Annotated in this window: 20 protein-coding genes, 1 pseudogene and 1 riboswitch; of the genes and pseudogenes, 13 read left to right on the forward strand and 8 right to left on the reverse strand. The window is 70.0% G+C overall.

Translation table 11 applies throughout. From position 1 onward, the window contains the following. Window positions 1-21 precede the first annotated feature (21 nt). The 5 genes from ACZ4SA_RS13405 (at window position 22) to ACZ4SA_RS13425 (ending at window position 6,145) form a co-directional block, all read left to right on the forward strand. The gene (locus ACZ4SA_RS13405; RefSeq protein WP_468273351.1) at window positions 22-843 is read left to right on the forward strand and encodes a class I SAM-dependent methyltransferase; all 822 of its coding nucleotides are present in this window, start codon (window positions 22-24) and stop codon (window positions 841-843) included. Window positions 844-1,015: 172 nt separating this feature from the next. After that, complete coding sequence (gene rlmN, locus ACZ4SA_RS13410) at window positions 1,016-2,122, forward strand: dual-specificity RNA methyltransferase RlmN (protein WP_468273354.1); 1,107 nt, start codon at window positions 1,016-1,018, stop codon at window positions 2,120-2,122. Window positions 2,123-2,241: 119 nt separating this feature from the next. Then, a riboswitch (TPP riboswitch) is annotated at window positions 2,242-2,363 on the forward strand. After that, window positions 2,359-3,462 carry a thiamine ABC transporter substrate-binding protein gene (locus ACZ4SA_RS13415; protein ID WP_468273357.1) on the forward strand — a complete coding sequence of 368 codons (1,104 nt, stop codon included), beginning with the start codon at window positions 2,359-2,361 and terminating at the stop codon, window positions 3,460-3,462. Its footprint overlaps the riboswitch before it by 5 nt. 38 nt (window positions 3,463-3,500) lie before the next feature. Next, window positions 3,501-5,117: an ABC transporter permease gene (locus tag ACZ4SA_RS13420; RefSeq protein WP_468273359.1), complete on the forward strand. Its 1,617-nt coding sequence runs from the start codon at window positions 3,501-3,503 to the stop codon at window positions 5,115-5,117. Then, window positions 5,117-6,145 carry an ABC transporter ATP-binding protein gene (locus ACZ4SA_RS13425; RefSeq protein ID WP_468273361.1) on the forward strand — a complete coding sequence of 343 codons (1,029 nt, stop codon included), beginning with the start codon at window positions 5,117-5,119 and terminating at the stop codon, window positions 6,143-6,145. The genes ACZ4SA_RS13420 and ACZ4SA_RS13425 overlap by 1 nt, the downstream gene beginning before the upstream one ends. A gap of 25 nt (window positions 6,146-6,170) precedes the next feature. Here the strand turns inward: ACZ4SA_RS13425 and ACZ4SA_RS13430 are convergent, their stop codons facing one another. The 5 genes from ACZ4SA_RS13430 to ACZ4SA_RS13450 form a co-directional block, all read right to left on the reverse strand. Then, entirely contained in the window at window positions 6,171-7,283 is a 1,113-nt protein-coding gene (locus ACZ4SA_RS13430) for an LOG family protein (RefSeq protein ID WP_468273363.1), read from the reverse strand. 446 nt (window positions 7,284-7,729) lie between these two features. Further along, a complete protein-coding gene (locus ACZ4SA_RS13435) occupies window positions 7,730-8,839 on the reverse strand; it encodes a hypothetical protein (RefSeq protein ID WP_468273366.1) in 1,110 nt (369 codons plus the stop codon). After that, the gene (locus tag ACZ4SA_RS13440) at window positions 8,821-9,549 is read right to left on the reverse strand and encodes an ABC transporter ATP-binding protein (protein ID WP_468273367.1); all 729 of its coding nucleotides are present in this window, start codon (window positions 9,547-9,549) and stop codon (window positions 8,821-8,823) included. Before ACZ4SA_RS13440 ends, ACZ4SA_RS13435 begins: the two co-directional genes overlap by 19 nt. A 173-nt stretch (window positions 9,550-9,722) precedes the next feature. Continuing rightward, window positions 9,723-11,102 (reverse strand): aspartate aminotransferase family protein, encoded by a 1,380-nt coding sequence (locus tag ACZ4SA_RS13445; protein ID WP_468273369.1) that lies wholly within the window; start codon window positions 11,100-11,102, stop codon window positions 9,723-9,725. Continuing rightward, window positions 11,087-11,602: an Lrp/AsnC family transcriptional regulator gene (locus ACZ4SA_RS13450; RefSeq protein ID WP_468273371.1), complete on the reverse strand. Its 516-nt coding sequence runs from the start codon at window positions 11,600-11,602 to the stop codon at window positions 11,087-11,089. Before ACZ4SA_RS13450 ends, ACZ4SA_RS13445 begins: the two co-directional genes overlap by 16 nt. Before the next feature lie 164 nt (window positions 11,603-11,766). Here ACZ4SA_RS13450 and ACZ4SA_RS13455 point away from each other — a divergent pair, with 164 nt between their 5' ends. After that, complete coding sequence (locus tag ACZ4SA_RS13455) at window positions 11,767-13,206, forward strand: gamma-aminobutyraldehyde dehydrogenase (protein ID WP_468273496.1); 1,440 nt, start codon at window positions 11,767-11,769, stop codon at window positions 13,204-13,206. A gap of 163 nt (window positions 13,207-13,369) precedes the next feature. Then, a complete protein-coding gene (locus ACZ4SA_RS13460) occupies window positions 13,370-13,900 on the forward strand; it encodes a hypothetical protein (RefSeq protein WP_468273373.1) in 531 nt (176 codons plus the stop codon). A 258-nt stretch (window positions 13,901-14,158) separates the two neighbouring features. On the opposite strand, the pseudogene ACZ4SA_RS13465 reads toward ACZ4SA_RS13460, so the two are convergent. Continuing rightward, a pseudogene (locus ACZ4SA_RS13465) lies at window positions 14,159-14,833 on the reverse strand (glycerophosphodiester phosphodiesterase); the annotation flags it as partial. A 1-nt stretch (window position 14,834) separates the two neighbouring features. Next, window positions 14,835-15,860, reverse strand: coding sequence for an adenosine deaminase (locus tag ACZ4SA_RS13470; protein ID WP_468273374.1), 1,026 nt, complete (start codon window positions 15,858-15,860; stop codon window positions 14,835-14,837). A gap of 148 nt (window positions 15,861-16,008) precedes the next feature. On the opposite strand from ACZ4SA_RS13470, the gene ACZ4SA_RS13475 reads away from it, so the two are divergent. Beyond that, the gene (locus ACZ4SA_RS13475) at window positions 16,009-16,719 is read left to right on the forward strand and encodes a DUF4190 domain-containing protein (protein WP_468273377.1); all 711 of its coding nucleotides are present in this window, start codon (window positions 16,009-16,011) and stop codon (window positions 16,717-16,719) included. A gap of 3 nt (window positions 16,720-16,722) precedes the next feature. On the opposite strand, the gene ACZ4SA_RS13480 is transcribed toward ACZ4SA_RS13475, so the two are convergent. Further along, on the reverse strand, window positions 16,723-17,271 hold the full coding sequence (locus ACZ4SA_RS13480; RefSeq protein WP_468273380.1) for an NADAR family protein: 549 nt from the start codon (window positions 17,269-17,271) through the stop codon (window positions 16,723-16,725). A 175-nt stretch (window positions 17,272-17,446) separates the two neighbouring features. Between ACZ4SA_RS13480 and ACZ4SA_RS13485 the strand changes: the two genes are divergently transcribed. From ACZ4SA_RS13485 to ACZ4SA_RS13505, 5 genes are read left to right on the forward strand one after another with little or no spacing between them, the layout of a single operon-like run. Then, on the forward strand, window positions 17,447-18,961 hold the full coding sequence (locus tag ACZ4SA_RS13485) for a gamma-aminobutyraldehyde dehydrogenase (protein WP_468273382.1): 1,515 nt from the start codon (window positions 17,447-17,449) through the stop codon (window positions 18,959-18,961). Window positions 18,962-19,011: 50 nt separating this feature from the next. Continuing rightward, on the forward strand, window positions 19,012-20,259 hold the full coding sequence (locus ACZ4SA_RS13490; RefSeq protein ID WP_468273384.1) for a polyamine ABC transporter substrate-binding protein: 1,248 nt from the start codon (window positions 19,012-19,014) through the stop codon (window positions 20,257-20,259). 37 nt (window positions 20,260-20,296) lie between these two features. Further along, the gene (locus ACZ4SA_RS13495; RefSeq protein ID WP_468273386.1) at window positions 20,297-21,448 is read left to right on the forward strand and encodes an ABC transporter ATP-binding protein; all 1,152 of its coding nucleotides are present in this window, start codon (window positions 20,297-20,299) and stop codon (window positions 21,446-21,448) included. Next, a complete protein-coding gene (locus ACZ4SA_RS13500; RefSeq protein ID WP_468273389.1) occupies window positions 21,445-22,374 on the forward strand; it encodes an ABC transporter permease in 930 nt (309 codons plus the stop codon). Before ACZ4SA_RS13495 ends, ACZ4SA_RS13500 begins: the two co-directional genes overlap by 4 nt. Continuing rightward, window positions 22,374-23,171 carry an ABC transporter permease gene (locus ACZ4SA_RS13505; protein WP_468273391.1) on the forward strand — a complete coding sequence of 266 codons (798 nt, stop codon included), beginning with the start codon at window positions 22,374-22,376 and terminating at the stop codon, window positions 23,169-23,171. Before ACZ4SA_RS13500 ends, ACZ4SA_RS13505 begins: the two co-directional genes overlap by 1 nt. Window positions 23,172-23,202: the final 31 nt, after the last annotated feature.

The raw sequence follows: 23,202 nt of genomic DNA on the forward strand, positions 1-23,202 counted from the left end.
GGTACACACGATACTGCGACCATGTCGAATCTCGAATTGGCTCCCTCCGTGATGCGGTTCTATGGCGAGACGGTCAACGAGGACAGCCGCCTTCGCAGCTCGGCAGACGGTCGGATGGAACTGGCCAGGACCCAAGAACTCCTCCGACGCTTTCTGCCCCCCGCGCCAGCGCGTGTGCTCGACGTGGGCGGGGGGACCGGGGTTCATGCTGAGTGGCTCGTGAAGGACGGCTACGAAGTTGCTCTGGTGGACCCGGTGCCCCGGCACGTTGAAACCGCGTCGGCGGTGTGCCCAGCGGTCGTAGGGGACGCGCGCGACCTGCCGGAGCCGAACGACAGCTTTGACGTTGTGCAGCTCCTCGGGCCGCTGTACCACCTGCCAGACCCCGCCGATCGGCATCAAGCGTTGGCAGAAGCCTCCCGTGTGGCCAGACCGGGCGGAGTGGTCGCCGCCGCCGCGATCAATCGCTATGCGTCGCTCTTTGAGCACGTTACGTACGCCCACCTGCACACCGAGCGAATTCATGACTCCGTCTCCAAGATCCTTGAGACGGCCATCTATGACGGCGCGCGCGGCTTCACCCTCTCGTACTTCCACCGGGCTGAAGAGCTTGTGACGGAGTTGGTCGCCGCCGGGTTGAGGGATGTCCAGGTGTTCGGTATCGAGGGCCCCGCCTGGTCGCTCGTGAAGGCGGCAGAACAGCAGCCAGGCGAAGGCCCCACGGATGAGCTGATTGCCTCAGCCATGGAAGCGGCCCGCATGGCAGAGCCGTACCCGGAGCTTCTTGCTGCCAGCTCGCACCTCTTGGCCGTCGGCACGGTCCCCGCCAGCAGCGACGACTGACGGGCCTGACCTGCGGACGGAGCTTTGCAGGCCGGGCCGTCTGTGGGCCGTCGGAGGGCCACCGATGACAACCCACGACGACCAACAACGACCGCTACGGTCTGGCCCTGGCGGTCGCTGAGCTGGGCGGCGGCCCGGCGCACCTCGGCCTGTCTGCGACACTGGAGAAACCATGCCCAAGCCCGGAGAACTCACTTTCGTCGCGCCCCGCGGAGCCAAGAAGCCCCCGCGGCACCTCGCCGACCTCACGCCCGCCGAGCGCAAGGACGCCGTCGCCGCGATCGGCGAGAAGCCGTTCCGCGCCAAGCAGCTGTCCCAGCACTACTTCGCGCGGTACGCCCACGACCCGGCCCAGTGGACCGACATCCCCACGGCCGCGCGCGAGAAGCTCGCCGCGGAGCTGCTGCCCGACCTGATGTCCGTCGTGCGGCACATCTCGTGCGACGCCGACACGACCCGCAAGACCCTGTGGCGCCTGCACGACGGCACGCTGGTCGAGTCCGTGCTGATGCGCTATCCGGACCGGGTCACCATGTGCATCTCCTCGCAGGCCGGCTGCGGGATGAACTGCCCCTTCTGCGCCACCGGGCAGGCCGGCCTCGACCGGAACCTGTCCACCGCGGAGATCGTGCACCAGATCGTCGACGGCATGCGCGCGCTGCGCGACGGCGAGGTCCCCGGAGGAGCCGCGCGGCTGTCCAACATCGTCTTCATGGGCATGGGCGAACCGCTCGCCAACTACAAGCGGGTCGTCGGAGCCGTCCGCCGTCTCACCGACCCGGAGCCCGACGGACTCGGTCTGTCGCAGCGAGGCATCACGGTCTCGACCGTCGGTCTCGTGCCCGCGATGCTGCGCTTCGCCGACGAGGGCTTCAAGTGCCGCCTCGCCGTTTCGCTGCACGCCCCGGACGACGAGCTGCGCGACACCCTGGTCCCCGTCAACACGCGCTGGAAGGTCCGTGAGGTCCTCGACGCCGCCTGGGAGTACGCGGAGAAGTCGGGCCGTCGTATCTCCATCGAGTACGCGCTGATCCGCGACATCAACGACCAGGCGTGGCGCGGTGATCTGCTCGGCCGGCTGCTGAAGGGCAAGAGGGTCCATGTGAACCTGATCCCGCTCAATCCGACGCCGGGGTCGAAGTGGACGGCCTCGCGCCCCGAGGACGAAAAGGCGTTCGTCGAGGCGATCGCCGCCCACGGTGTACCGGTCACGGTCCGGGACACCCGTGGCCAGGAGATCGACGGGGCCTGCGGGCAGCTGGCGGCGACCGAGCGCTGAGCAGGGCCCATGGGCTTCGGAAGTCCGACGCGGCTCCGCTGGGCAGGGCCCATGGGCTTCTGAGCCCGTCGGCCATGGCTGATACTGTGCCCTGTGCATTCGCACAGATGAACAACAACACATTCCGACAGGGGAGCGCACCAGAGCGCTGAGAGTGCGGCGAGGCCTTCACGGCAACGGGCCGCAGACCCTCGGACCTGATCCGGGTCATACCGGCGTAGGGAGTCAGCACCATCATGAACAGCCAGCTTCGGCGTGCCGCCGGCGCCGCACTCGCGGGTGCCGTCGGCATCTCCGTCCTCTCCGCCTGCGGCGAGAAGTCCGAGGACAAGGGCTCCGGGTCCAACTCCCCGGGCGCGTCCAAGACCATCACCCTCGTCAGCCACGACTCGTTCGCCGCGTCGGACGCCGTGCTGAAGGAGTTCACCCGGCAGACCGGCTACACGGTCAAGGTGCTCAAGAGCGGCGACGCGGGCGCCGCGCTCAACAAGGAGATCCTCACCCAGGGCTCCCCCCAGGGCGACGTCTTCTTCGGTGTCGACAACACCCTTCTCTCCCGTGCGCTCGACAACAACCTCTTCACGCCCTACGAGGCCAAGGGCCTCGACCGGGTGGCCGAGGAGGTGCAGCTCGACGCGGGCAAGCACCGCGTCACGCCCGTCGACTCCGGAGACATCTGCGTCAACTACGACAAGAAGTTCTTCGCCGACAAGAAGCTCGCGCCGCCGAAGACCTTCGCGGACCTCGCCGAGCCCGAGTACAAGAACATGCTGGTCGTGGAGAACGCCGCCACCTCCTCGCCGGGCCTCGGCTTCCTGCTCGGCAGCGTCGGCGAGTACGGCGAGTCCGGCTGGCAGGGCTACTGGAAGAAGCTGAAGGACAACGGCGTCAAGGTCGTCGACGGCTGGGAGCAGGCGTACAACGAGGAGTTCTCCGGCTCCGCCGGCGGCAAGAAGGCCAAGGCCGACCGTCCGCTCGTCGTCTCGTACGCCTCCAGCCCGCCGGTCGAGGTGCTCTACTCCGATCCGCAGCCGGCCGAGGCGCCCACCGGTGTCGCGACGGGAACCTGCTTCCGCCAGATCGAGTTCGCCGGTCTGCTGAAGGGAGCGAAGAACGAGGCGGGCGGAAAGGCGCTGCTGGACTTCCTGATCAGCAAGCAGTTCCAGGAGGACATGCCGCTGAACATGTTCGTCAACCCGGTGATCGAGGACGCGAAGCTGCCGGAGCTGTTCACGAAGCACGGAGCGGTCGTCGAGCAGCCCGAGACGGTCGCGGCGGACACCATCGCGAAGAACCGTGAGCAGTGGGTCCGGTCGTGGTCCTCGCTCGTCCTGAAGTAAGGAAGTCCCTGCGCGGGAACGCGGCGCGGCTCGGCCTCATGGCCGTGCCGGTCGCCTTCTTCGCCGTCTTCTTCGCCTACCCCGTCACCGCGATCGTCGGTCGTGGCCTCCACCTCGACGGGGTGTGGCAGTTCGGCCGCTTCGCAGAGGTGCTCGGGCGGCCGGACATCCGGGACGTGCTGTGGTTCACCACCTGGCAGGCGTTCGCCTCCACCGCGCTGACCCTGCTGATCGCGCTGCCCGGTGCGTATGTCTTCGCCCGCCTCGAGTTCCCCGGCAAACGACTGCTGCGTGCGGTGGTCACCGTGCCGTTCGTGCTGCCGACGGTCGTCGTCGGCACGGCGTTCCTGGCGCTGCTGGGGCGTGGCGGACTCCTCGACGAGACGTGGGGCGTCCGGCTGGACACCAGCGTGTGGGCGATCCTGCTCGCACACGTCTTCTTCAACTACGCCGTCGTCGTACGCACCGTCGGCGGCCTGTGGTCCCAGCTCGACCCCCGCCAGGAGGAGGCGGCCCGGGTGCTGGGTGCGGGGCGTCTCGCCGCCTGGCGGCGGGTGACCCTGCCGGCGCTGACGCCCTCGCTGGCCGCCGCCGCCCTGATGGTCTTCCTCTTCACGTTCACCTCCTTCGGTGTCGTGCAGATCCTCGGCGGCCCCACGTTCTCCACCCTCGAGGTGGAGATCTACCGGCAGACCGCCGAGTTCCTGGACCTGCCGACCGCGGCCGTACTGACCCTGCTGCAGCTCGCGGCTGTCGGCGCGGTCCTCGCCGTGCACGCCTGGACCGTCAGGCGCCGGGAGAGCTCGCTGCGGCTCGTCGACCCGGCCCGGACCGCGCGCCCGCCGCGCGGAGCGGCGCAGTGGGCGCTGCTCTGTGCCGTGCTGGCCACCGTCGTCGTACTGCTCTTCACTCCGCTCGCCGTACTCGTCGAGCGCTCCTTCGACACTCCGGGCGGATACGGCTTCGCCTACTACCGCGAACTGGGCACCGTGGACCCGGCCGGAGGCGCGTTCCTCGTGCCGCCCATCGACGCCGTGTGGAACTCCCTCCGGTACGCCCTGGCCGCCAGCGCGATCTCGGTCGCCGTCGGCGGCCTCGCCGCGGCAGCGCTCACCCGCAAGGCGGGCAGGCTGGTACGCGGCTTCGACGCCCTGCTGATGCTTCCGCTCGGCGTCTCCGCCGTGACCGTGGGCTTCGGCTTCCTGATCACTCTCGACGAGCCGCCGCTCGACCTGCGGGCGTCGTGGATCCTGGTGCCCCTCGCGCAGGCGCTGGTCGGTGTGCCGTTCGTCGTGCGGACGATGCTGCCGGTGCTGCGGGCCGTGGACGAACGGCTCCGGGAGGCGGCCGCCGTACTGGGCGCGTCACCGCTGAGGGCGTGGCGCGAGGTCGACCTGCCGCTCGTGCGCAGGGCGGTCCTGGTGGCGGCGGGATTCGCGTTCGCCGTGTCCCTGGGCGAGTTCGGCGCGACCGTGTTCATCGCCCGGCCCGACAACCCGACCCTGCCGGTCGCCGTCGCACGGCTGCTCGGCCGCCCCGGCGAGCTCAACTACGGGCAGGCGATGGCGCTGAGCACGATCCTGATGGTGGTGTGCGCGGCGGCACTGCTCCTGCTCGAACGCATCCGTACCGACACCACGTCCGAGGAGTTCTGATGGCGCTGCTGGAACTGGAGGGCGTGAGCGTACGGTTCGGGCCGCGGACGGCGCTCGACGCGGTGGACCTCCAAGTGGCGGAGCACGACATCGTGTGCCTGCTCGGGCCGAGCGGCAGCGGCAAGTCCACGCTGCTGCGTGTGGTCGCCGGCCTCCAGGACGCCGACGCGGGGCGGGTGCTGCTCGACGGCGCCGATCAGGTGGGCATACCGGTGCACCGGCGCGGCGTGGGGCTGATGTTCCAGGACCACCAGCTCTTCCCGCAGCGGGACGTCGGCGGCAACGTCGCCTTCGGGCTGCGGATGCACGGCGCGGGGCGCAGCGAACAGGCGGACCGGGTCGACGAGTTGCTCCGGCTCGTGGGGCTCCCGGCGGCGCAGAAACGATCCGTGGCCGCGCTGTCCGGCGGTGAGCAGCAGCGCGTCGCCCTCGCCAGGGCACTGGCGCCGGAGCCGAGGCTGCTGATGCTCGACGAGCCGCTCGGCCAGCTGGACCGCGGGCTGCGCGAACGGCTCGTCGACGAACTGCGCGGCCTGTTCGGCCGGTTGGGCACGACGGTGCTTGCCGTCACCCACGACCAGGGCGAGGCGTTCGCGCTCGCCGACCGCGTCGTCGTGATGCGGGACGGACGGATCGCGCAGGCGGGCACACCGCTGGAGGTCTGGCAGCGGCCCGCGTCCGAGTTCGTCGCCCGTTTCCTCGGCTTCGACAACGTGGTGCCTGCGACGGTCGGCGGCGCGGCCGCCGACACGGTGTGGGGCAAGGTCCCCGTACCGGACGGCTCTCCCCGGGGCGAGCGCACCGTGCTCGTACGGCCCGACGGGGTGCGGCTCACCGACCCGTCAGAGGGGCTGCGGTGCACGGTGGAGTCCCGCACCTTCCGGGGGAGCCATGTCGCCGTACGGCTTCGGCCCGCGGACGGCCCTTCGCTGGAAGCCGAGTGCTCGGTCGCCCAGGCGCCGGAGGAGGGCGCGGCGGTGGGTGTGGTCTTCGCCGCGGACGAGGTCGTGGTCCTGGACGCTCCTTGACGGCGAGTGGCTCGCGGGGCCCGGCTCAGGGCGTGCGCGCGAGCAGTCGGCGCAGGGCGTCCGGAGCCTCGTCGACGGAGTCGACGAGCGCGATACGGCTCTCCATCGACCGCCCCCGCGCCAGCGAGCGGAGCAGCGGCCAGGCGGGCAGGTGCTCGGTCCAGTGGGACCGGTTCACGAGCACCATGGGGGTCGGCTCGCCGCGGGACTCGTAGTAGTTCGGGGTCGCGTTGTCGAAGATCTCCTGGAGCGTGCCGGCCGCGCCGGGCAAAAAGATCACACCGGCATTGGACCGGGCCAACAGGCCGTCCTCGCGGGTGGCGTTGGCGAAGTACTTGGCGATGTGGCACGCGAAGGCGTTCGGCGGCTCGTGGCCGTAGAACCAGGTCGGGATGCCGACCGAGTCCCCGCCCCGCGGCCAGCGGTGGCGGACGTCGAACGCGGCCTGCGCCCAGTCGGAGACCGACGGCAGGAACGACGGCGCCTTGGCGAGCAGCAGAAGCGCGTCGTCCAGCATCTCGTCGGGGTGCGGCGCAGCGTACGCCCCGAGGTTGGCGGCCTCCATGGCGCCCGGACCACCGCCGGTCGCGACGGTGAACCCGGCACGCGACAGCTCCCTGCCGAGCCGCGCCGCACCGGCGTACGCATCGGTGCCGCGGCCCATCGCATGGCCGCCCATGACGCCCGCGACCTGTGCGCCGACCAGGAGTTCGTCGAGCGCGTCGGAGATCGAGTCGTCGTGGACGGCGCGCAGCATCGAGGCATAGATGTCGCCATCGGCCTTCGTGCGCTGGAACCACTCGTACGCGAGGGCGTCGGGGGTCGACTCGTAGCCGACCTCGGCGAGACCTGCGAAGAGTTCCTCGGGGGAGTAGAGCTGTCCTCGGTACGGGGCGAAAGGCAGGTCGGGCACGGGCGGGAAGACGAGCGCTCCGTCGGCCCGGACCTTGGCGGTGGCGTCGGGCTCCATCGGGCACCCGAGGAACACGGCGGCGGCGGTGTCGACACGCAGCAACGCGGCGGTGCGGAGCGTGAGGTCGACGCACTGGACGCGATATCCGGCGAGTGAGCCACGGGCGACGACGTGGTCGAACTCTGCGATGGATTCGATCTCGCGGTCGTGCGGGGTGGCCGTCATGCGCCCACGATAGGCGGGGGCGGGGCCGCCCCCGCACCCGCCCCTTCCCGAACCCGGGGCGGCGCCGCCTTGTGGGGCTTTGCCGCCGGGCCCGGCCGTGGTACGGCCTGCGTCGTGGGCCCGGTCTGCGCGTCGTGGTCGGGGAGACGGTCGCCGGTTCGGCGTGCCGTGCCGGCGTCGTCCCCCTCCCCGACCGTTTCCGGAACGGGGGCTGCGCCCTGGACCGTGTTTCCCGGCGGGGGCTTCGCCCCCGGACGCGGCCGCGCCGCTGGATGGCACCGGAGGCCGGTGCCGAGCCGCCGCACGCCGCAGCGCGCGAGCGTGCGAAAGCGCCTTCTCCCAGGGGGCGGGGCGCGGTCCGCCTGGCCCGCCTCACGCCGACATCTCGTGCCCGGTCGCGCGCAGGGGCCGGAGGCCGGGGCCGAAAGGGCGCGCAGCGCCCCCCCTCAGCGGGCGAGAGGCGTCGCTGCCAGGGCGCCCACGGCCAGGGTGAGGGGGGCGAACGCCATGACGAGGACCGCCGCGCGCAGGGCTGCCGCGTTGCGGAGGGCTGTCGCGGGAGCGCCCAGTTCCAGGAGGGCCGTTGTCGCTTCCGCGCGGGCCTGCTTCACCTCCAGCGCCGCCGTCGCGAGCGTCGCCGTCGTGCAGGCGACGATCAGCGTCGCGCCCAGCGCCGTCATCGGACCCCATGGCCGGGGGGCGGAGCCGTACGCCGCCGTGGCGGCAATCGCGCCGGAGGCCACGGCGCAGACCACGCCCAGCGGGCGGCCGATGCGCCGTGACTCCTCCATGAGGATGCGGCCGGCCAGCAGACGGGTCGCACCGGGGCGGGCGGACTGGAGCAGGCGGCCGCTCAGGTGGGTGACGGCGGGACCGACGAGCCAGAGGCCCACCGCTGTGAGGATCCAGCCCACCAGCACACCGGCGGGGTGACCGGCGTCGGGCGCGCCGCTCGCGTACGTCTCGGCGGCCAGGCCGACGGCGATGAGCGCGACGCCCCACGGGAACCCGGCGGGGGTGGCGGGCAGTTCCTCGGCGTCGGGCCGCGCGGGCCGGGGCCGCAGCACCAGCGCGGCCGACGTGGTGGCCGCGAGCGGGACCAGGGCCAGCAGGGTGAGCGCGCCGGCCGGCGGCAGTGGCTGCCCCGCGTCGAGGAGTCCGGCCGCGGCTCCGTCGAACGGCAGCCCCGACAGATCGCCCCGGAGATGGAGGAAGACCAGCAGCGCGAGCATGCTGCCGAGCGTGCAGGAGAGCGCGGTGGACGCCGCGGCGAGGGCCGCCAGGCGGACGGGGCCGAGCCCGACCGAGTCGAGGCCGGGCCGCGGCCGGGTGCCTGGGTCCGTACGGGCCACTGCGACCGCGAGGTACACCGTCGCGGCGAGCGGGACCGCGCACCACAGCAGGCGCTCGACGGACGCCGGGTCGTCGGGGTGTGACATCGCGTATGTCAGCGTGCACAGCAGTAGGAAACCGACACCCGCTGCTGCCGCCACCACCATCAGCCGGCGCAGCAGTACCAGCGGGTGCGCGCCACGGGCTAGACGGAGAGCGAGCACGCGGCTCGGCCTTCCGTTCCGGCGATCACCGGGGAGCCCACGCGCCGCCCGTCGGCGACCGTGATCGTGCGGTCCGCGAGCGCCGCGACGTCCATGTCGTGCGTGGCGAGCACCATGGTGATGCGGTGCGACCGGACGGCGGCAGTCACCGTGCGCAGCACGTGGGCCCGGTCCGTGCTGTGCAGCGAGGCCGTCGGCTCGTCGGCGAAGAGCACGGACGGCGTGCTGACCAGCGACCGGGCGACGGCGACACGCTGCTGCTCGGCGCGGACCAGTGCGTACGGCCGCTTGTTCGCGCAGGCGCCGATGTCGAGGCGTTCCATCCACTCGATCGCCGTGGTCTTCGCCGCCCGCCGTGAGCGGCCACTGAGCAGCAGCGGCAGCGCCGCGTTCTCCCATGCCTTCAGTTCCGGCACCAGCATCGGCTCGGGGCCGATCCAGCCGAACCTGTCGCGCCGCAGCCGCTCCCGCAGCGCGGGAGACATGGTGTGCACGGGGGAGCTGTTGAACCACACCTCGCCCTGCTGGGCGACGAGCCGGCCGGACAGGCAGTGCAGCAGCGTGGTCTTGCCGCTGCCACGTGCACCGAGTACGGCGAGGATCTCGCCGTCCCGTACGCCCAGCGACACGCCCACGAGGGCCGGGGAGCCGCGGTGGGCGTGGTGCAGGGAGCGAGCCCAGATCACATCGTTGTCGGGCGGGGCCACCATGACGTACACCTCGGTTCTGATCAGATTTCCGGCCCCCCGTACGGGGGAACGAAGACAGGGCCGATCGGTCACTGGGCACGCTAAGGAGTCACTGCCGGGGTACCGGGAAGCACGCGGCCCGGGCACCGTCCATCTCACTCGGATGGAGGTACCCGGGCCGCATGCCGGGTGGACTACAGCTTCGTCCAGGCCTCCGTCAGCACCGTACGCAGGATCTGCTCTATCTCGTCGAAGGTCGACTGGTCGGCGATCAGCGGGGGCGCCAGCTGGACGACCGGGTCGCCGCGGTCGTCGGCCCGGCAGTACAGGCCGTTGTCGTAGAGGGCCTTGGACAGGAAGCCGTACAGGACGCGCTCGGTCTCCTCGTCCGTGAAGGTCTCCTTGGTGGCCTTGTCCTTCACCAGCTCGATGCCGTAGAAGAAGCCGTTTCCGCGGACGTCGCCGACGATCGGCAGGTCGTGCAGCTTCTGCAGCGTGGACAGGAATTTGCCCTCGTTGTCCAGGACGTGCTGGTTGAGGTTCTCGCGATCGAAGATGTCGAGGTTGGCGAGGCCGACGGCCGCGGAGACCGGGTGGCCGCCGAAGGTGTAGCCGTGCAGGAAGGTGTTGTCGCCCCGGTAGAACGGCTCGGCGATGCGGTCGGAGACGATGCACGCGCCGATCGGGGAGTAGCCCGAGGTCATGCCCTTGGCGCAGGTGATCATGTCCGGGACGTAGCCGAACTTGTCGCAGGCGAACATCGTGCCGAGGCGGCCGAAGGCGCAGATGACCTCGTCGGAGACGAGCAGCACGTCGTACTGGTCACAGATCTCGCGAACCCGCTGGAAGTACCCGGGCGGCGGCGGGAAGCAGCCGCCGGCGTTCTGCACCGGCTCGAGGAAGACGGCCGCGACGGTCTCGGGGCCCTCGAAGAGAATCTGCTGCTCGATCTGGTCGGCGGCCCAGCGGCCGAAGGCCTCAGGGTCGTCGCCGTGGATCGGGGCGCGGTAGATGTTGGTGTTCGGCACCTTGTGCGCGCCGGGGACCAGCGGCTCGAAGGGTGCCTTGAGGGCCGGCAGGCCAGTGATGGACAGGGCGCCCTGCGGGGTGCCGTGGTACGCCACCGCGCGGGAGATGACCTTGTACTTGGTCGGCTTGCCCTGCAGCTTGAAGTACTGCTTGGCGAGCTTCCAGGCGGTCTCGACCGCCTCACCGCCGCCCGTGGTGAAGAAGACCTTGTTGAGGTCGCCCGGCGCGTGGTGGGCGAGGCGCTCGGCCAGCTCCACCGCCTTGGGGTGCGCGTAGGACCACACGGGGAAGAACGCGAGCTCCTGCGCCTGCTTGTAGGCGGTCTCCGCGAGCTCGTGCCGGCCGTGTCCCGCATTGACCACGAAGAGGCCCGCGAGGCCGTCCAGGTAGCGCTTGCCCTTGTCGTCGTAGATGTAGGTGCCCTCGCCACGCACGATGGTGGGCACGGGTGCGTGCTCGTACGACGACATGCGGGTGAAGTGCATCCACAGGTGGTCGTAGGCGGTCTTGGAGAGGTCCTTGCTCACGGCTATCGGGTTCCCCACATATAGGTCTGCTTCTTGAGCTTGAGGTAGACGAAGCTCTCGGTGGAGCGCACGCCGGGGAGCGCACGAATCCGCTTGTTGATCACTTCGAGCAGGTGGTCGTCGTCCTCGCAGACGATCTCGACCATGAGGTCGAAGGAGCCCGCGGTCATCACCACGTACTCGCATTCGGCCATGGCCGTCAGGGCGTCCGCCACGGGGTCGAGGTCGCCCTCGACGCGGATGCCGACCATCGCCTGACGTCGCAGACCCACGGTGAGCGGGTCCGTGACGGCGACGATCTGCATCACGCCTTGGTCGAGCAGCTTCTGGACGCGCTGCCGCACGGCCGCTTCGGAAAGGCCCACGGCCTTGCCTATCGCGGCGTAGGGACGGCGACCGTCCTCCTGGAGCTGTTCGATGATCGCGAGGGAGACGGCGTCGATCGTCGGGGTCGACGAACCGGCACCGTTTCCGTTCCTGGAGTCTGCGTTACGACTGGCCACGAGCTCACTCTGCACTGCTACTCGTCTGTCTGGCAAGCCCTGGGCGATGAAATCCGTTGTTAGGAGGGTCAAATCTCACCGAATCCGAAGTTGCGGAGAGCCGGGCCTGTTGAAAACGTCCGTGAAGAGATTAGGGTGGGGTGTCTCACCCATCGGACACGACAGGAGGGGTGGCAACAGTGACCACCGAGCTGCGTCGACTTCGCAACTACATCAACGGGGAGTTCAAGGACGCCGCCGACGGCCGGACGATCGACATCGTCAATCCCGCCACGGGCGAGGCGTACGCCACGTCGCCGCTCTCCGGCCAGGCCGACGTCGACGCCGCCATGGACGCTGCCGCGGCCGCCTTCCCCGCCTGGCGTGACACCACGCCGGCCGAGCGCCAGAAGGTGCTCCTCAAGATCGCCGACGCCTTCGAGGAGCGGGCGGAGGACCTGATCGCCGCGGAGTCGGAGAACACGGGCAAGCCGCTCGGGCTGACCCGCACCGAAGAGATCCCGCCGATGGTGGACCAAATCCGCTTCTTCGCGGGCGCGGCGCGCATGCTCGAGGGCCGCTCCGCCGGCGAGTACATGGAGGGCATGACCTCCATCATCCGCCGCGAGCCGGTCGGTGTGTGCGCGCAGGTCGCCCCGTGGAACTACCCGATGATGATGGCCGTCTGGAAGTTCGCGCCGGCGCTGGCCGCGGGCAACACCGTCGTGCTGAAGCCGTCGGACACCACGCCCGCGTCGACCGTGCTGATGGCCGAGATCATCGGAGCGATCGTCCCCAAGGGCGTCTTCAACGTGGTTTGCGGCGACCGCGAGACCGGCCGCGCGATGGTCGAGCACCCGACCCCCGCGATGGCGTCCATCACCGGATCCGTGCGCGCCGGCATGCAGGTCGCCGCCTCCGCGGCGAAGGACGTCAAGCGCGTCCACCTGGAGCTCGGGGGCAAGGCGCCGGTCGTGGTCTTCGATGACACCGACATCGACAAGGCCGTCGAGGACATCTCGGTGGCGGGCTTCTTCAACGCCGGCCAGGACTGCACGGCGGCGACCCGCGTGCTCGTCCACGAGTCGATCCACGACGAGTTCGTGTCCGCGCTCGCCAAGGCGGCCGCGGAGACCAAGACGGGCGCCCCGGACGACGAGGACGTGCTCTACGGCCCGCTCAACAACGCCAACCAGCTGCAGCAGGTCACCGGCTTCATCGAGCGGCTCCCGGCGCACGCCAAGGTCGAGGCGGGCGGTCACCGCGTCGGCGACAAGGGCTACTTCTACGCCCCGACCGTCGTCTCCGGCCTGAAGCAGGACGACGAGATCATCCAGAACGAGGTCTTCGGTCCGGTCATCACCGTTCAGTCCTTCGCGGACGAGGTGCAGGCCCTCGAGTGGGCGAACGGCGTGGAGTACGCGCTGGCTTCCTCGGTGTGGACGAAGGACCACAGCCGCGCGATGCGGATGTCCAAGTCGCTGGACTTCGGCTGCGTCTGGATCAACACCCACATCCCGCTGGTCGCGGAGATGCCGCACGGCGGCTTCAAGAAGTCGGGTTACGGCAAGGACCTGTCGGCGTACGGCTTCGACGACTACACGCGGATCAAGCACGTCATGACGTCGCTCGACGGCTGACCCCGCCGGTCGGCGAACACGACGGCGCGCCCGGTGCACTTGTTGCACCGGGCGCGCTGTTTCGTGCCGTAGGGCTACGGGCCGGCGGACGTCATCAGAACCGAAGGCGCCCCGAGGGGCAAACCGAATTTGAACATGTTCAGGACTGGCGTAGGCTGCCCGCATGAGCGAGCGAGCAGCCCTGCTGCGGGGGATACGTGTCTGGTTGGCCTTCTTCGTCGTGTGCCTGGTCCTCAGTGGAGCGACCGCGTTTCCCCTGGTGACCGAACTGCGCCTGCTGGACGACCTGTTGACGCCCCCGGCGTCGCCCCTCCCCGAGCACATGCCCGCGCTCGTGGAGTGGATCGAGCGCGTACGGGAAGGGCTCGACGCCACCGACGAGAAGTACCCGTTCGTGTTCTACGGCACGGACTGGCTCGCCTTCGCCCACCTGGTGATCGCCGTCGCCTTCTACGGCCCCTACCGCGACCCGGTGCGCAACATCTGGGTCGTCGAGTTCGGCATGATCGCCTGTGCCGGGATCATTCCGCTCGCCCTGATCTGCGGACCGATCCGCGGCATCCCGCTCTGGTGGTCCGTCATCGACATGTCCTTCGGCGTCTTCGGGGTGATCCCGCTGTATCTCGTCCGCCGCAAGATCAAACAACTGGAGGCGCTGACGGCGCCGGTCAGCCACGGCAGCGCGGCAGCGTGAGGGCCGCGGCCGTGGTGACTGCCGGCATCACCGCCGCAACGCACAGAGCGACCCGCAGACCCACCATTGAACTCACCCCGGTCCGCGACCAAGGCCCCGAAGACGGCCACGGCGAGCGCGCCGCCCGTCTGCCGGAAGGGCGATGACGCTCCTCGACCTCGCCGCCTCCGGTTCGTCCGGCGGTTCCGGCGAGACGGCGCCCGTCTCCCCCTCCCGGGGACAGGGCCGGCTGCGGCCGCCCTTCGAAGAGCGCGAGTCGTCCAGGACGGCCCTCAGCGCGTCGACCCGGTTCGTGGTGATGGAGTCGACGCCGCAGTCGATCAATCGCCGCATCGTACGACGGGTGTCGGCCGTCCAGGACGAGACGAGCACACCGTCCTGGTGCAGACGGCCCGTCAACTCCCGTCCGACCAGGCCGAACCGGTAGTTCAGCCACCGCGGCTTCACGGCGTCCAGCAGCGCCGGGCGCGGTGGGGCGAGCGTCGTCCATGTCATCGCGATCTCCGCCGACGCGTCCGCGGCCCGCACCGCGAGCATCGTCGCGGGGCCGGCGCAGTAGTACACCTGCTCGCCGGCGCCGCAGTCGTGGACCGTGTCCACCACGGTCCGCACGGCCTCGGGCGTGGCCCCGGGCAGGTCGATCATCAGGCGGTGGTCCCGGACCGCGTCCAGCGCCTCGCGCAGGGTCGGTACACCGCCGTGCGTGAGGTGCTCCACCTCTGCCCGGGTGAATCGCGCCAGCGGCCGGTCGTGCCCCCACAGCCGCTTCAGCGTCGCGTCGTGCAGCAGGACGGGCACACCGTCGCGGGTGAGCCGTACGTCGATCTCGGCCGCGTCCGCGCCGCGTTCGAAGGCCGAACGCAGCGACGGCAGCGTGTTCTCACGGAACCGGTACGGGTCGCCGCGGTGGGCGACCACCGCCACCGGGCGCACGTCAGCGGGTGAGCCACTCGGCGGTGTACGTGTCGATCTCCGAGGCGATCCGGGCCTTGCCGGCCGGGTCGAGGAACGATGCCTCCACCGCGTTCTTCGCGAGGTCGGCGAGGCCGCGCTGGTCGAGGTCCAGCAGCCGGGCGGCGACGGCGTACTCGTTGTTGAGGTCGGTGCCGAACATGGGCGGATCGTCGCTGTTGACGGTCACCAGCACACCGGCGGAGACCATCTCCTTGATCGGGTGCCGGTCGAGATCGGTGACGGCCCGGGTGGCGATGTTGGAGGTGGGACACACTTCGAGCGCGATCCGGCGCTCCGCCAGGTGCGCCAGCAGCTCCGGGTCCTGCGTCGAGCTGGTGCCGTGGCCGATGCGCTCGGCACGGAGGTCGTTCAGAGCGTCCCAGATCGTCTGCGGTCCGGTCGTCTCGCCCGCGTGCGGCACCGAGTGGAGGCCTGCCGCGATCGCGCGGTCGAAGTACGGCTTGAACTGCGGGCGTGCGACGCCGATCTCGGGGCCGCCGAGCCCGAAGGAGACCAGGCCCTCCGGGTGCAGGTCGACTGCGAGCCTGGCGGTCTCCGCCGCGGCCTCGAGACCTGCCTCTCCGGGGATGTCGAAGCACCAGCGCAGCACCACCCCGAGTTCGGCTTCCGCCGCTGCGCGCGCGTCCTCGATGGCCGCCATGAAGGCCTTCTCGTCGATGCCGCGGCGGGTGGAGCTGAACGGCGTGATGGTCAGCTCGGCGTAGCGGATGTTCTGCCGGGCCATGTCGCGGGCGACCTCGAAGGTGAGCAACCGCACGTCCTCCGGAGTGCGGATCAGGTCCACGACCGAGAGATAGACCTCGACGAAGTGCGCGAAGTCGGTGAAGGTGAAGTAGTCGGCGAGCGCCTCGGGATCGGTCGGGACCTTGGAGTCCGGGTGGTTCGCCGCCAGTTCGGCGACGATCCGGGGGGAGGCGGAACCGACATGGTGCACATGCAGCTCTGCTTTGGGCAGCCCTGCGATGAAGGGGTGCAGATCGGTCATCGGTTCCTCCAAGTGCGACGCGCCGCTCCGGCTCACGGGCAGGGTCCTGCTCGTCGGCCGGTTGTCCTGCTCCCGGATCATCGTAGGCGGCCCGTCGGGGCCGGAAACCAAGGCCGTAACATGGCCGGACCACCGATGGGGGAGAACCATGTCTGACAATCAGGCCCAGCCGCCCGGCGGGCCTCAGCCGAACGATCCGTGGGCCCTGCCGGAGGGCGGCTCCGCAGCGGGCAGGGTGCCCCTGGACAAGCCGGCGTCCACCCAGCCGCCGAGCGTGCACGACCAGCCGACGGTCATCGGGATGCCCGGCGCGGGCCCCGGGGACACCGGGTCCGTGCCGCCGCCTCCGGTCGCGCCCGGCGGACCGGCCCCCGTCCAGCCCGTCGCCGGAGCCTATGGCTACCCGGCCGCCCCGAGCCTGCCGCAGCCGCCGGCCGCCGCAGCCGCCGGCTTCGGCGCCCCCGACCCGTACGGCGCGGGATACCCGGGCTACCCGGGATACGGCCAGGCCGGCTGGCAGCAGACCCCGGCCAACGGCATGGGGATCACGGCGATGGTGCTCGGCATCCTCTCCGTCTGTCTTTTCTGCCTCTACGGCGTCGTCGGCATCGTCCTCGGCACCCTTGCGCTGATCTTCGGCATCCTCGGCCGCAAGCGCGCCCAGCGCGGCGAGGCGACCAACGGCGGCATGGCCCTGGCAGGCATCATCCTCGGCGCCTGCGGCATCGTCATCGGCGCCGTGATCATCGCCCTGTTCGCGTGGGGCCTCATCTGGGCGATCAACGAGGACAGGGAGCAGCAGGAAGAGTACGACTACGACAGCTACTCGAACCACCTGGTCGTGGACGACAGGCGGTAGGTGTCAGGCCTTTGCCCGTAGCTCCTGACGCGCCTCCATCAGCGCGAACCCCAGCAGATTGAGCCCGCGCCATCGAGCGGGATCCTGCGCCCGCTCGTCGTCCGAGGCGAGCCCGATGCCCCAGATGCGGTCCATCGGGCTCGCCTCGACCAGCACCCGGTCCCCGGTGCCCAGCAGGAACGAGCGCAGCGCCGCGTCCTGCCCGAACTTGTGCACACTGCCGGAGCGCACGACGCCGAACCGCTCGCGCTCCCATATGCCGTCATCGAAGCCGCGCACCAGCCGCCCCGCCTTCTTGGCCTCCGCGGGGGTCCGCGCCGCCAGTGCCTTGCGCTCCGCGTCGGCGTCCCCGAACAGCCGTGCCTTGGACGCCATCATCCAGTGCTCCGCTGTCTCGTACCGCACGCCGTCCACCACGAAGGGTGACGGCCACCACTGACTCAGGCAGCTCCTGCCGATGGTGCCGTCCGGTCGCGAGCGGTGCCCCCAGAAGTGCAGGTACTTGAACCGCTGTCCGTCGGCAGCCTGCTTGATCAGCTCTTCGATCCCCATGCACGTGAGTGTCGCAGCCGCCACTGACACCCCGTCCCGCGAAACGGCCGTAGACGCGACACTTGGTCGACCGATTCCGTCGCGTAATCAAAAGGCAACAACGGAATCCCTTGTTGAGTAGGTCGCTCTCTGCCAGGATCGGCACTCAAATCGGGCTGGAACAACGGAGAGCACCATGGGCAACCGCTTCCAGGCGCACGACCGCTTCGCGGCCGGCGCGCAGTACATCGGGGGGAGGGTGCGCCCCGGCACCTCGGGACGCCTGCAGGACATCGTCGACCCGGCCACGGGCGAGACGGTCCACACCTACGAACTGGCGGGCGCCGCGGACGTGGACGCGGCCGTCGCCGCCGCCCGCGACGCACTGCCCGGCTGGGCCGGTGCCACCCCCGGCGAGCGCTCCGACGCGCTGCACCGCTTCGCGGCCGTGCTCGCCGACCGGGCCGAGGACCTCGCCGGGGCCGAATCGCTCCAGTGCGGCAAGCCGGTCAAGCTGACCACCGAGTTCGACGTGCCCGGTAGCGTCGACAACACCGCCTTCTTCGCCGGCGCCGCCCGTCACCTCCAGGGGCAGTCCGCCGGCGAGTACAGTGGCGATCACACCTCGTACGTACGGCGGGAACCGATCGGAACGGTCGGTTCCATCGCCCCCTGGAACTATCCGCTCCAGATGGCCGCGTGGAAGGTCCTGCCGGCCATCGCCGCAGGCAACACCATCGTTCTCAAACCGGCCGAGATCACCCCGCTCACCTCGCTGATGTTCGCGCAGGCGGCCACGGACGCGGGCATCCCCGACGGTGTCGTCAACATCGTGAGCGGCGCGGGGAAGGACGCCGGCGAGCACCTGGTGGGCCACCCGGACATCGCCATGACTTCCTTCACCGGTTCCACGGCCGTCGGAAAGCGCGTCGCGGAGATCGCCACGTCCACCGTCAAGCGGCTCCACCTCGAACTGGGCGGCAAGGCCCCTTTCGTGGTCTTCGACGACGCCGACCTCGAGGCCGCGGCGCACGGCGCGGTCGCCGGGTCGCTCATCAACACCGGCCAGGACTGCACCGCCGCCACCCGCGCCTACGTCCAGCGGCCCCTGTACGACGCCTTTGTCGAAGCCGTCGCCTCTCTGATGGCGACGGTCCGCCTCGGCGACCCGTTCGACCCGAGCACCGACCTCGGCCCGCTCGTCTCCCATCTCCAGCGTGACCGCGTCGCCGCCATCGTCGACCGGGCGCGCGCCTACGCCACCGTCGTCACCGGCGGCGAAGCGCCCCGGGGCGAGCTGCAGAGCGGCGCCTACTACCTGCCCACCCTCGTGACCGGCGCCGCCCAGGACAGCGAGATCGTCCAGTCCGAGATCTTCGGGCCCGTCCTGGTCGTGCTGCCCTTCGACACCGACGACGAAGGCATCGCGCTCGCCAACGACACCCCCTACGGCCTGGCCGCCTCCGCCTGGACCCGGGACGTCTACCGCGCCGGGCGCGCCACCCGCGAGATCAAGGCGGGCTGTGTGTGGGTCAACGACCACATCCCGATCATCAGCGAGATGCCGCACGGCGGATACAGGGCCAGCGGCTTCGGGAAGGACATGTCGGCCTACTCCTTCGAGGAGTACACGCAGGTCAAGCATGTGATGTACGACAACACCGCCATCGTCCGCAAGGACTGGCACCGCACGATCTTCCAAGGCCGTTAGCCGGCAGCCGCATCTTCGGCGGCCAGATCCACCCGAAAGGGCAGAGCGTCATGGAGCAGTACGAGACCGAGCGCCTCTCCGCGGCACAGCTCGCGGCCATGCGGCGCAGCCTGCGAGACGGGCGAGGGGCGCTGTCCCGCCGCTCGCTGCTGCGTGCGTCGGGAGCCGGAGCGTTCGCCGTCGGCGGCGCGGGCATCCTCAGCGGCTGCGGCATCCCGCCCGCCAAGCGGGAAGGCGGGGCGGCGGACGCCGACGACCACTCGGACCAGGAGAAGCTGGTCGTTTTCTCCAACTGGACCGAGTACATGGACACCAGTGAGGACGGGAAGACCAGGCCCACCCTCGCCGCGTTCACCAAGCGCACGGGCATCAAGGTCAAGTACACCGAGGACATCAACGACAACGTCGAGTTCTTCGGGAAGATCCAGCCGCAGCTCGCCGCCGGCCAGGCCACCGGACGCGACCTGATCAACGTCACCGACTGGCTGGCCGCCCGGATCATCCGGCTCGGCTGGGCGCAGCAGCTCGACCCGGCCCTGCTGCCGCACGCCTACGCCAACCTGTCCTCCCAGTTCCGCACCGTCGACTGGGACCCGGGCCGGGCCTACTCCTACCCGTGGACCGGCATCCCGTGCGTCATCGCCTACAACGCAAAGGCGACTCGCGGACGCAAGGTCGACTCCGTCACCCAGTTGCTGGACGACCCCTCCCTCAAGGGGCGGGTCGGCTTCCTCACCGAGATGCGCGACACCGTGGGCATGACCCTGCTCGACCTCGGCAAGGACCCCGCCAAGTTCACCGACGCCGACTTCGACGCCGCCATCGGCCGGCTCCAGAAGGGCGTCGACAAGAAGCAGATCCGGCGCTTCACAGGCAACGACTACACCGCGGACCTCGCCAAGGGAGACCTCGCCGCCTGTCTCGCGTGGGCCGGTGACGTCATCCAGCTGCAGGCCGACAACCCGGACATCAAGTACGCGATCCCCGCCCCCGGGTACGTCACGGCCACCGACAACCTGCTGGTCCCCGCCGGGGCCAGGCACCGCAAGAACGCCACGCGGCTCATCGACTACTACTACGAGCTCCCCGTCGCCGCCCAGCTCGCGGCGTACATCAACTACGTGACGCCGGTCGCCGGAGTCGGTCCGGAGCTCGCCAAGATCGACCCGGAGCTGGCGAACAATCCGCTGATCATCCCGGACGAGGCCATGGCCGCCAAGTCCCACTCGTTCCGCTCGCTCTCCCCCACGGAAGAGACCGCGTACGAGGAGAAGTTCGCCAAGCTCATCGGCGCCTGACCCGCCCCTGCCCCCGACACACCTGGGACCGCGACCCATGACTGAAAAGCAAGCGGGCGGCGATGTCCGCCTCTCCGGGATCAGCAAGACGTACGGCTCCTTCACGGCCGTGCACCCGCTGGACCTGACCGTCCCCGAAGGCTCGTTCTTCGCCCTGCTCGGCGCCTCCGGCTGCGGAAAGACCACCACACTGCGGATGATCGCCGGACTGGAGGAGCCCACCACCGGCACCGTCCTGCTCGGCGGCAAGGACGTCACCGGCCTGCCGCCGCACAAGCGCCCCGTCAATACGGTCTTCCAGAGCTACGCGCTCTTCCCGCACCTCAGCATCTACGAGAACGTCGCCTTCGGACTGCGCCGCCGCGGCATCAAGTCGATCAAGAAGCAGGTCGACGACATGCTGGAACTCGTCCAGCTCGGCAATTTCGCGCAGCGCAAGCCGCACCAGCTCTCCGGCGGCCAGCAGCAGCGCGTGGCCGTCGCCCGCGCCCTCATCAACCACCCGCAGGTGCTGCTCCTCGACGAACCCCTCGGCGCTCTCGACCTCAAACTGCGCCGCCAGATGCAGCTGGAGCTCAAGCGGATCCAGACCGAGGTCGGCATCACCTTCGTGCACGTCACGCACGACCAGGAGGAGGCCATGACGATGGCCGACACGGTCGCGGTGATGAACGGCGGCCGGGTCGAGCAGCTCGGGGCCCCCGCCGAGCTGTACGAGAACCCGAACACCACGTTCGTCGCCAACTTCCTCGGCACCTCCAACCTCATCGAGGCCGACGTCGTCCAGAACACCGGCGGCGAGGTCGTCGTCACCGCGGCCGGCGGCAAGCTCCGGCTGCCCGCCGGGCGCTGCCCGGACGCGACCCGCGCCGGCGGCAGGCTGCTCGTCGGCGTCCGCCCGGAGAAGATCTCCCTCACCCCGGCCGGGGACGCGGACTCCGTGCCCGCCGGCCGCAACACCGTCACCGGCAGGATCGTCGACTCCTCGTTCATCGGCGTCTCCACCCAGTACGTCGTGGAGAGTCCGGCGGGCAAGGGCCTGGAGGTCTACGCACAGAACGTCGAGCACCGCGCGGGCCTGGCCCCCGGCGCCGAGGTGGTCCTGCACTGGAACCCGGAGCACACCTTCGGCCTCGACGCCGACCAGGCCATCGACGCCGGTGTGGAGACGGTGGGGGAGACGCCATGACCGTCACCGAGGCGCCGCCCGCCTCCCCGGCACCCGCGCAACCGGCCGCCCACAAGACCTCGATGCGCCGCAGGCTGATCCCGTACTGGCTGCTGCTGCCCGGCATCCTGTGGCTGGTCGTCTTCTTCGCGCTCCCGCTCGTCTACCAGGCGTCGACGTCCGTGCAGACGGGCTCGCTGGAAGAGGGCTACAAGGTCACCTGGCACTTCGCGACCTACTGGGACGCCCTGACCCAGTACTACCCGCAGTTCCTGCTCTCCCTGCTGTACGCGGGCACCGCCACGGTCCTGTGCCTGCTGCTCGGCTACCCGCTCGCGTACCTGATCGCGTTCAAGGCGGGGCGCTGGCGCAACGTGCTGCTGGTGCTGGTCATCGCCCCGTTCTTCACCAGTTTCCTGATCCGGACGCTGGCCTGGAAGACGATCCTCGCGGACGGCGGGCCGGTGGTCGAGGTCCTCAACACCGTCGGTTTCCTGGACGTCACCAGCTGGCTCGGCCTGACCGAGGGCAGCCGTGTGCTCGCCACACCGCTCGCCGTCGTCACCGGTCTGACGTACAACTTCCTGCCGTTCATGATCCTTCCGCTCTACACCTCGCTGGAGCGGATCGACCCCCGGCTGCACGAGGCGGCGGGCGATCTGTACGCCAAGCCCTCCACCACCTTCCGCAAGGTGACCTTCCCGCTCTCCATGCCGGGCGTCGTCTCCGGCACGCTGCTGACGTTCATCCCGGCGAGCGGCGACTACGTCAACGCCCAACTCCTGGGCTCCACGGACACGCGCATGATCGGAAACGTCATCCAGTCGCAGTTCCTTCGGGTCCTCGACTACCCGACGGCGGCCGCGCTGTCGTTCATCCTGATGGCGGTCGTGCTGATCACGGTCACGGTCTACATCCGCCGGTCCGGAACGGAGGATCTCGTCTGATGCGACTGATCAAGCGGAATCTCGTGGTCATCGCGGGCCTGCTCACGCTCGCCTATCTGATCCTGCCGAACATCGTCGTGATGGTGTTCTCCTTCAACAAGCCGGCCGGGCGCTTCAACTACTCCTGGCGGGAGTTCTCCACCGACGCCTGGCGGGACCCCTGCGGTGTCGCCGACCTGTGCGGCTCTCTCGTGCTGTCCCTCCAGATCGCCCTGTGGGCGACGATCGGCGCCACCGTGCTCGGCGCGATGATCGCCTTCGCGCTGGTCCGCTACCGCTTCCGGGCGCGCGGCACCATCAACTCGCTGATCTTCCTGCCGATGGCGATGCCCGAGGTGGTCATGGCCGCCTCGCTGCTCACGCTCTTCCTCAATATGGGCGCCGAGCTGGGCTTCTGGACCATCCTCATCGCACACACCATGTTCTGCCTCAGCTTCGTCGTGGTGGCGGTGAAGGCACGGGTGATGTCGATGGACCCGAAGCTCGAGGAGGCGGCGAGGGACCTCTACGCGGGGCCCGTCCAGACGTTCCTGCGGGTCACCCTGCCGATTGCCGCGCCCGGCATCGCGGCGGGCGCGATGCTGGCCTTCGCCCTGTCCTTCGACGACTTCATCATCACCAACTTCAACTCGGGCAACACCGTCACCTTCCCCATGTTCGTGTGGGGTTCGGCGCAACGCGGCACGCCCGTCCAGATCAACGTCATCGGTACCGCCATGTTCGCCGTCGCCGTACTGATCGTGGCGGGCGGCCAGTTCATCAGCGGCCGTCGCAAGAAACGCGCCCTCGTGCAGTAGGCGCAGTAGCCGCAGCTGACGCAGTATCAAA

Source organism: Streptomyces sp. NPDC027962, from assembly GCF_055566095.1.

Bases quoted from the DNA above. Each gene is read 5' to 3' on its own strand.
- ACZ4SA_RS13405 (WP_468273351.1), top strand. From the start codon at position 22: ATGTCGAATCTCGAATTGGCTCCCTCCGTGATGCGGTTCTATGGCGAG.
- rlmN (WP_468273354.1), top strand. From the start codon at position 1,016: ATGCCCAAGCCCGGAGAACTCACTTTCGTCGCGCCCCGCGGAGCCAAG.
- ACZ4SA_RS13415 (WP_468273357.1), top strand. From the start codon at position 2,359: ATGAACAGCCAGCTTCGGCGTGCCGCCGGCGCCGCACTCGCGGGTGCC.
- ACZ4SA_RS13420 (WP_468273359.1), top strand. From the start codon at position 3,501: ATGGCCGTGCCGGTCGCCTTCTTCGCCGTCTTCTTCGCCTACCCCGTC.
- ACZ4SA_RS13425 (WP_468273361.1), top strand. From the start codon at position 5,117: ATGGCGCTGCTGGAACTGGAGGGCGTGAGCGTACGGTTCGGGCCGCGG.
- ACZ4SA_RS13430 (WP_468273363.1), bottom strand. From the start codon at position 7,283: ATGACGGCCACCCCGCACGACCGCGAGATCGAATCCATCGCAGAGTTC.
- ACZ4SA_RS13440 (WP_468273367.1), bottom strand. From the start codon at position 9,549: ATGGTGGCCCCGCCCGACAACGATGTGATCTGGGCTCGCTCCCTGCAC.
- ACZ4SA_RS13460 (WP_468273373.1), top strand. From the start codon at position 13,370: ATGAGCGAGCGAGCAGCCCTGCTGCGGGGGATACGTGTCTGGTTGGCC.
- ACZ4SA_RS13470 (WP_468273374.1), bottom strand. From the start codon at position 15,860: ATGACCGATCTGCACCCCTTCATCGCAGGGCTGCCCAAAGCAGAGCTG.
- ACZ4SA_RS13475 (WP_468273377.1), top strand. From the start codon at position 16,009: ATGTCTGACAATCAGGCCCAGCCGCCCGGCGGGCCTCAGCCGAACGAT.
- ACZ4SA_RS13480 (WP_468273380.1), bottom strand. From the start codon at position 17,271: ATGGGGATCGAAGAGCTGATCAAGCAGGCTGCCGACGGACAGCGGTTC.
- ACZ4SA_RS13485 (WP_468273382.1), top strand. From the start codon at position 17,447: ATGGGCAACCGCTTCCAGGCGCACGACCGCTTCGCGGCCGGCGCGCAG.
- ACZ4SA_RS13490 (WP_468273384.1), top strand. From the start codon at position 19,012: ATGGAGCAGTACGAGACCGAGCGCCTCTCCGCGGCACAGCTCGCGGCC.
- ACZ4SA_RS13495 (WP_468273386.1), top strand. From the start codon at position 20,297: ATGACTGAAAAGCAAGCGGGCGGCGATGTCCGCCTCTCCGGGATCAGC.
- ACZ4SA_RS13500 (WP_468273389.1), top strand. From the start codon at position 21,445: ATGACCGTCACCGAGGCGCCGCCCGCCTCCCCGGCACCCGCGCAACCG.
- ACZ4SA_RS13505 (WP_468273391.1), top strand. From the start codon at position 22,374: ATGCGACTGATCAAGCGGAATCTCGTGGTCATCGCGGGCCTGCTCACG.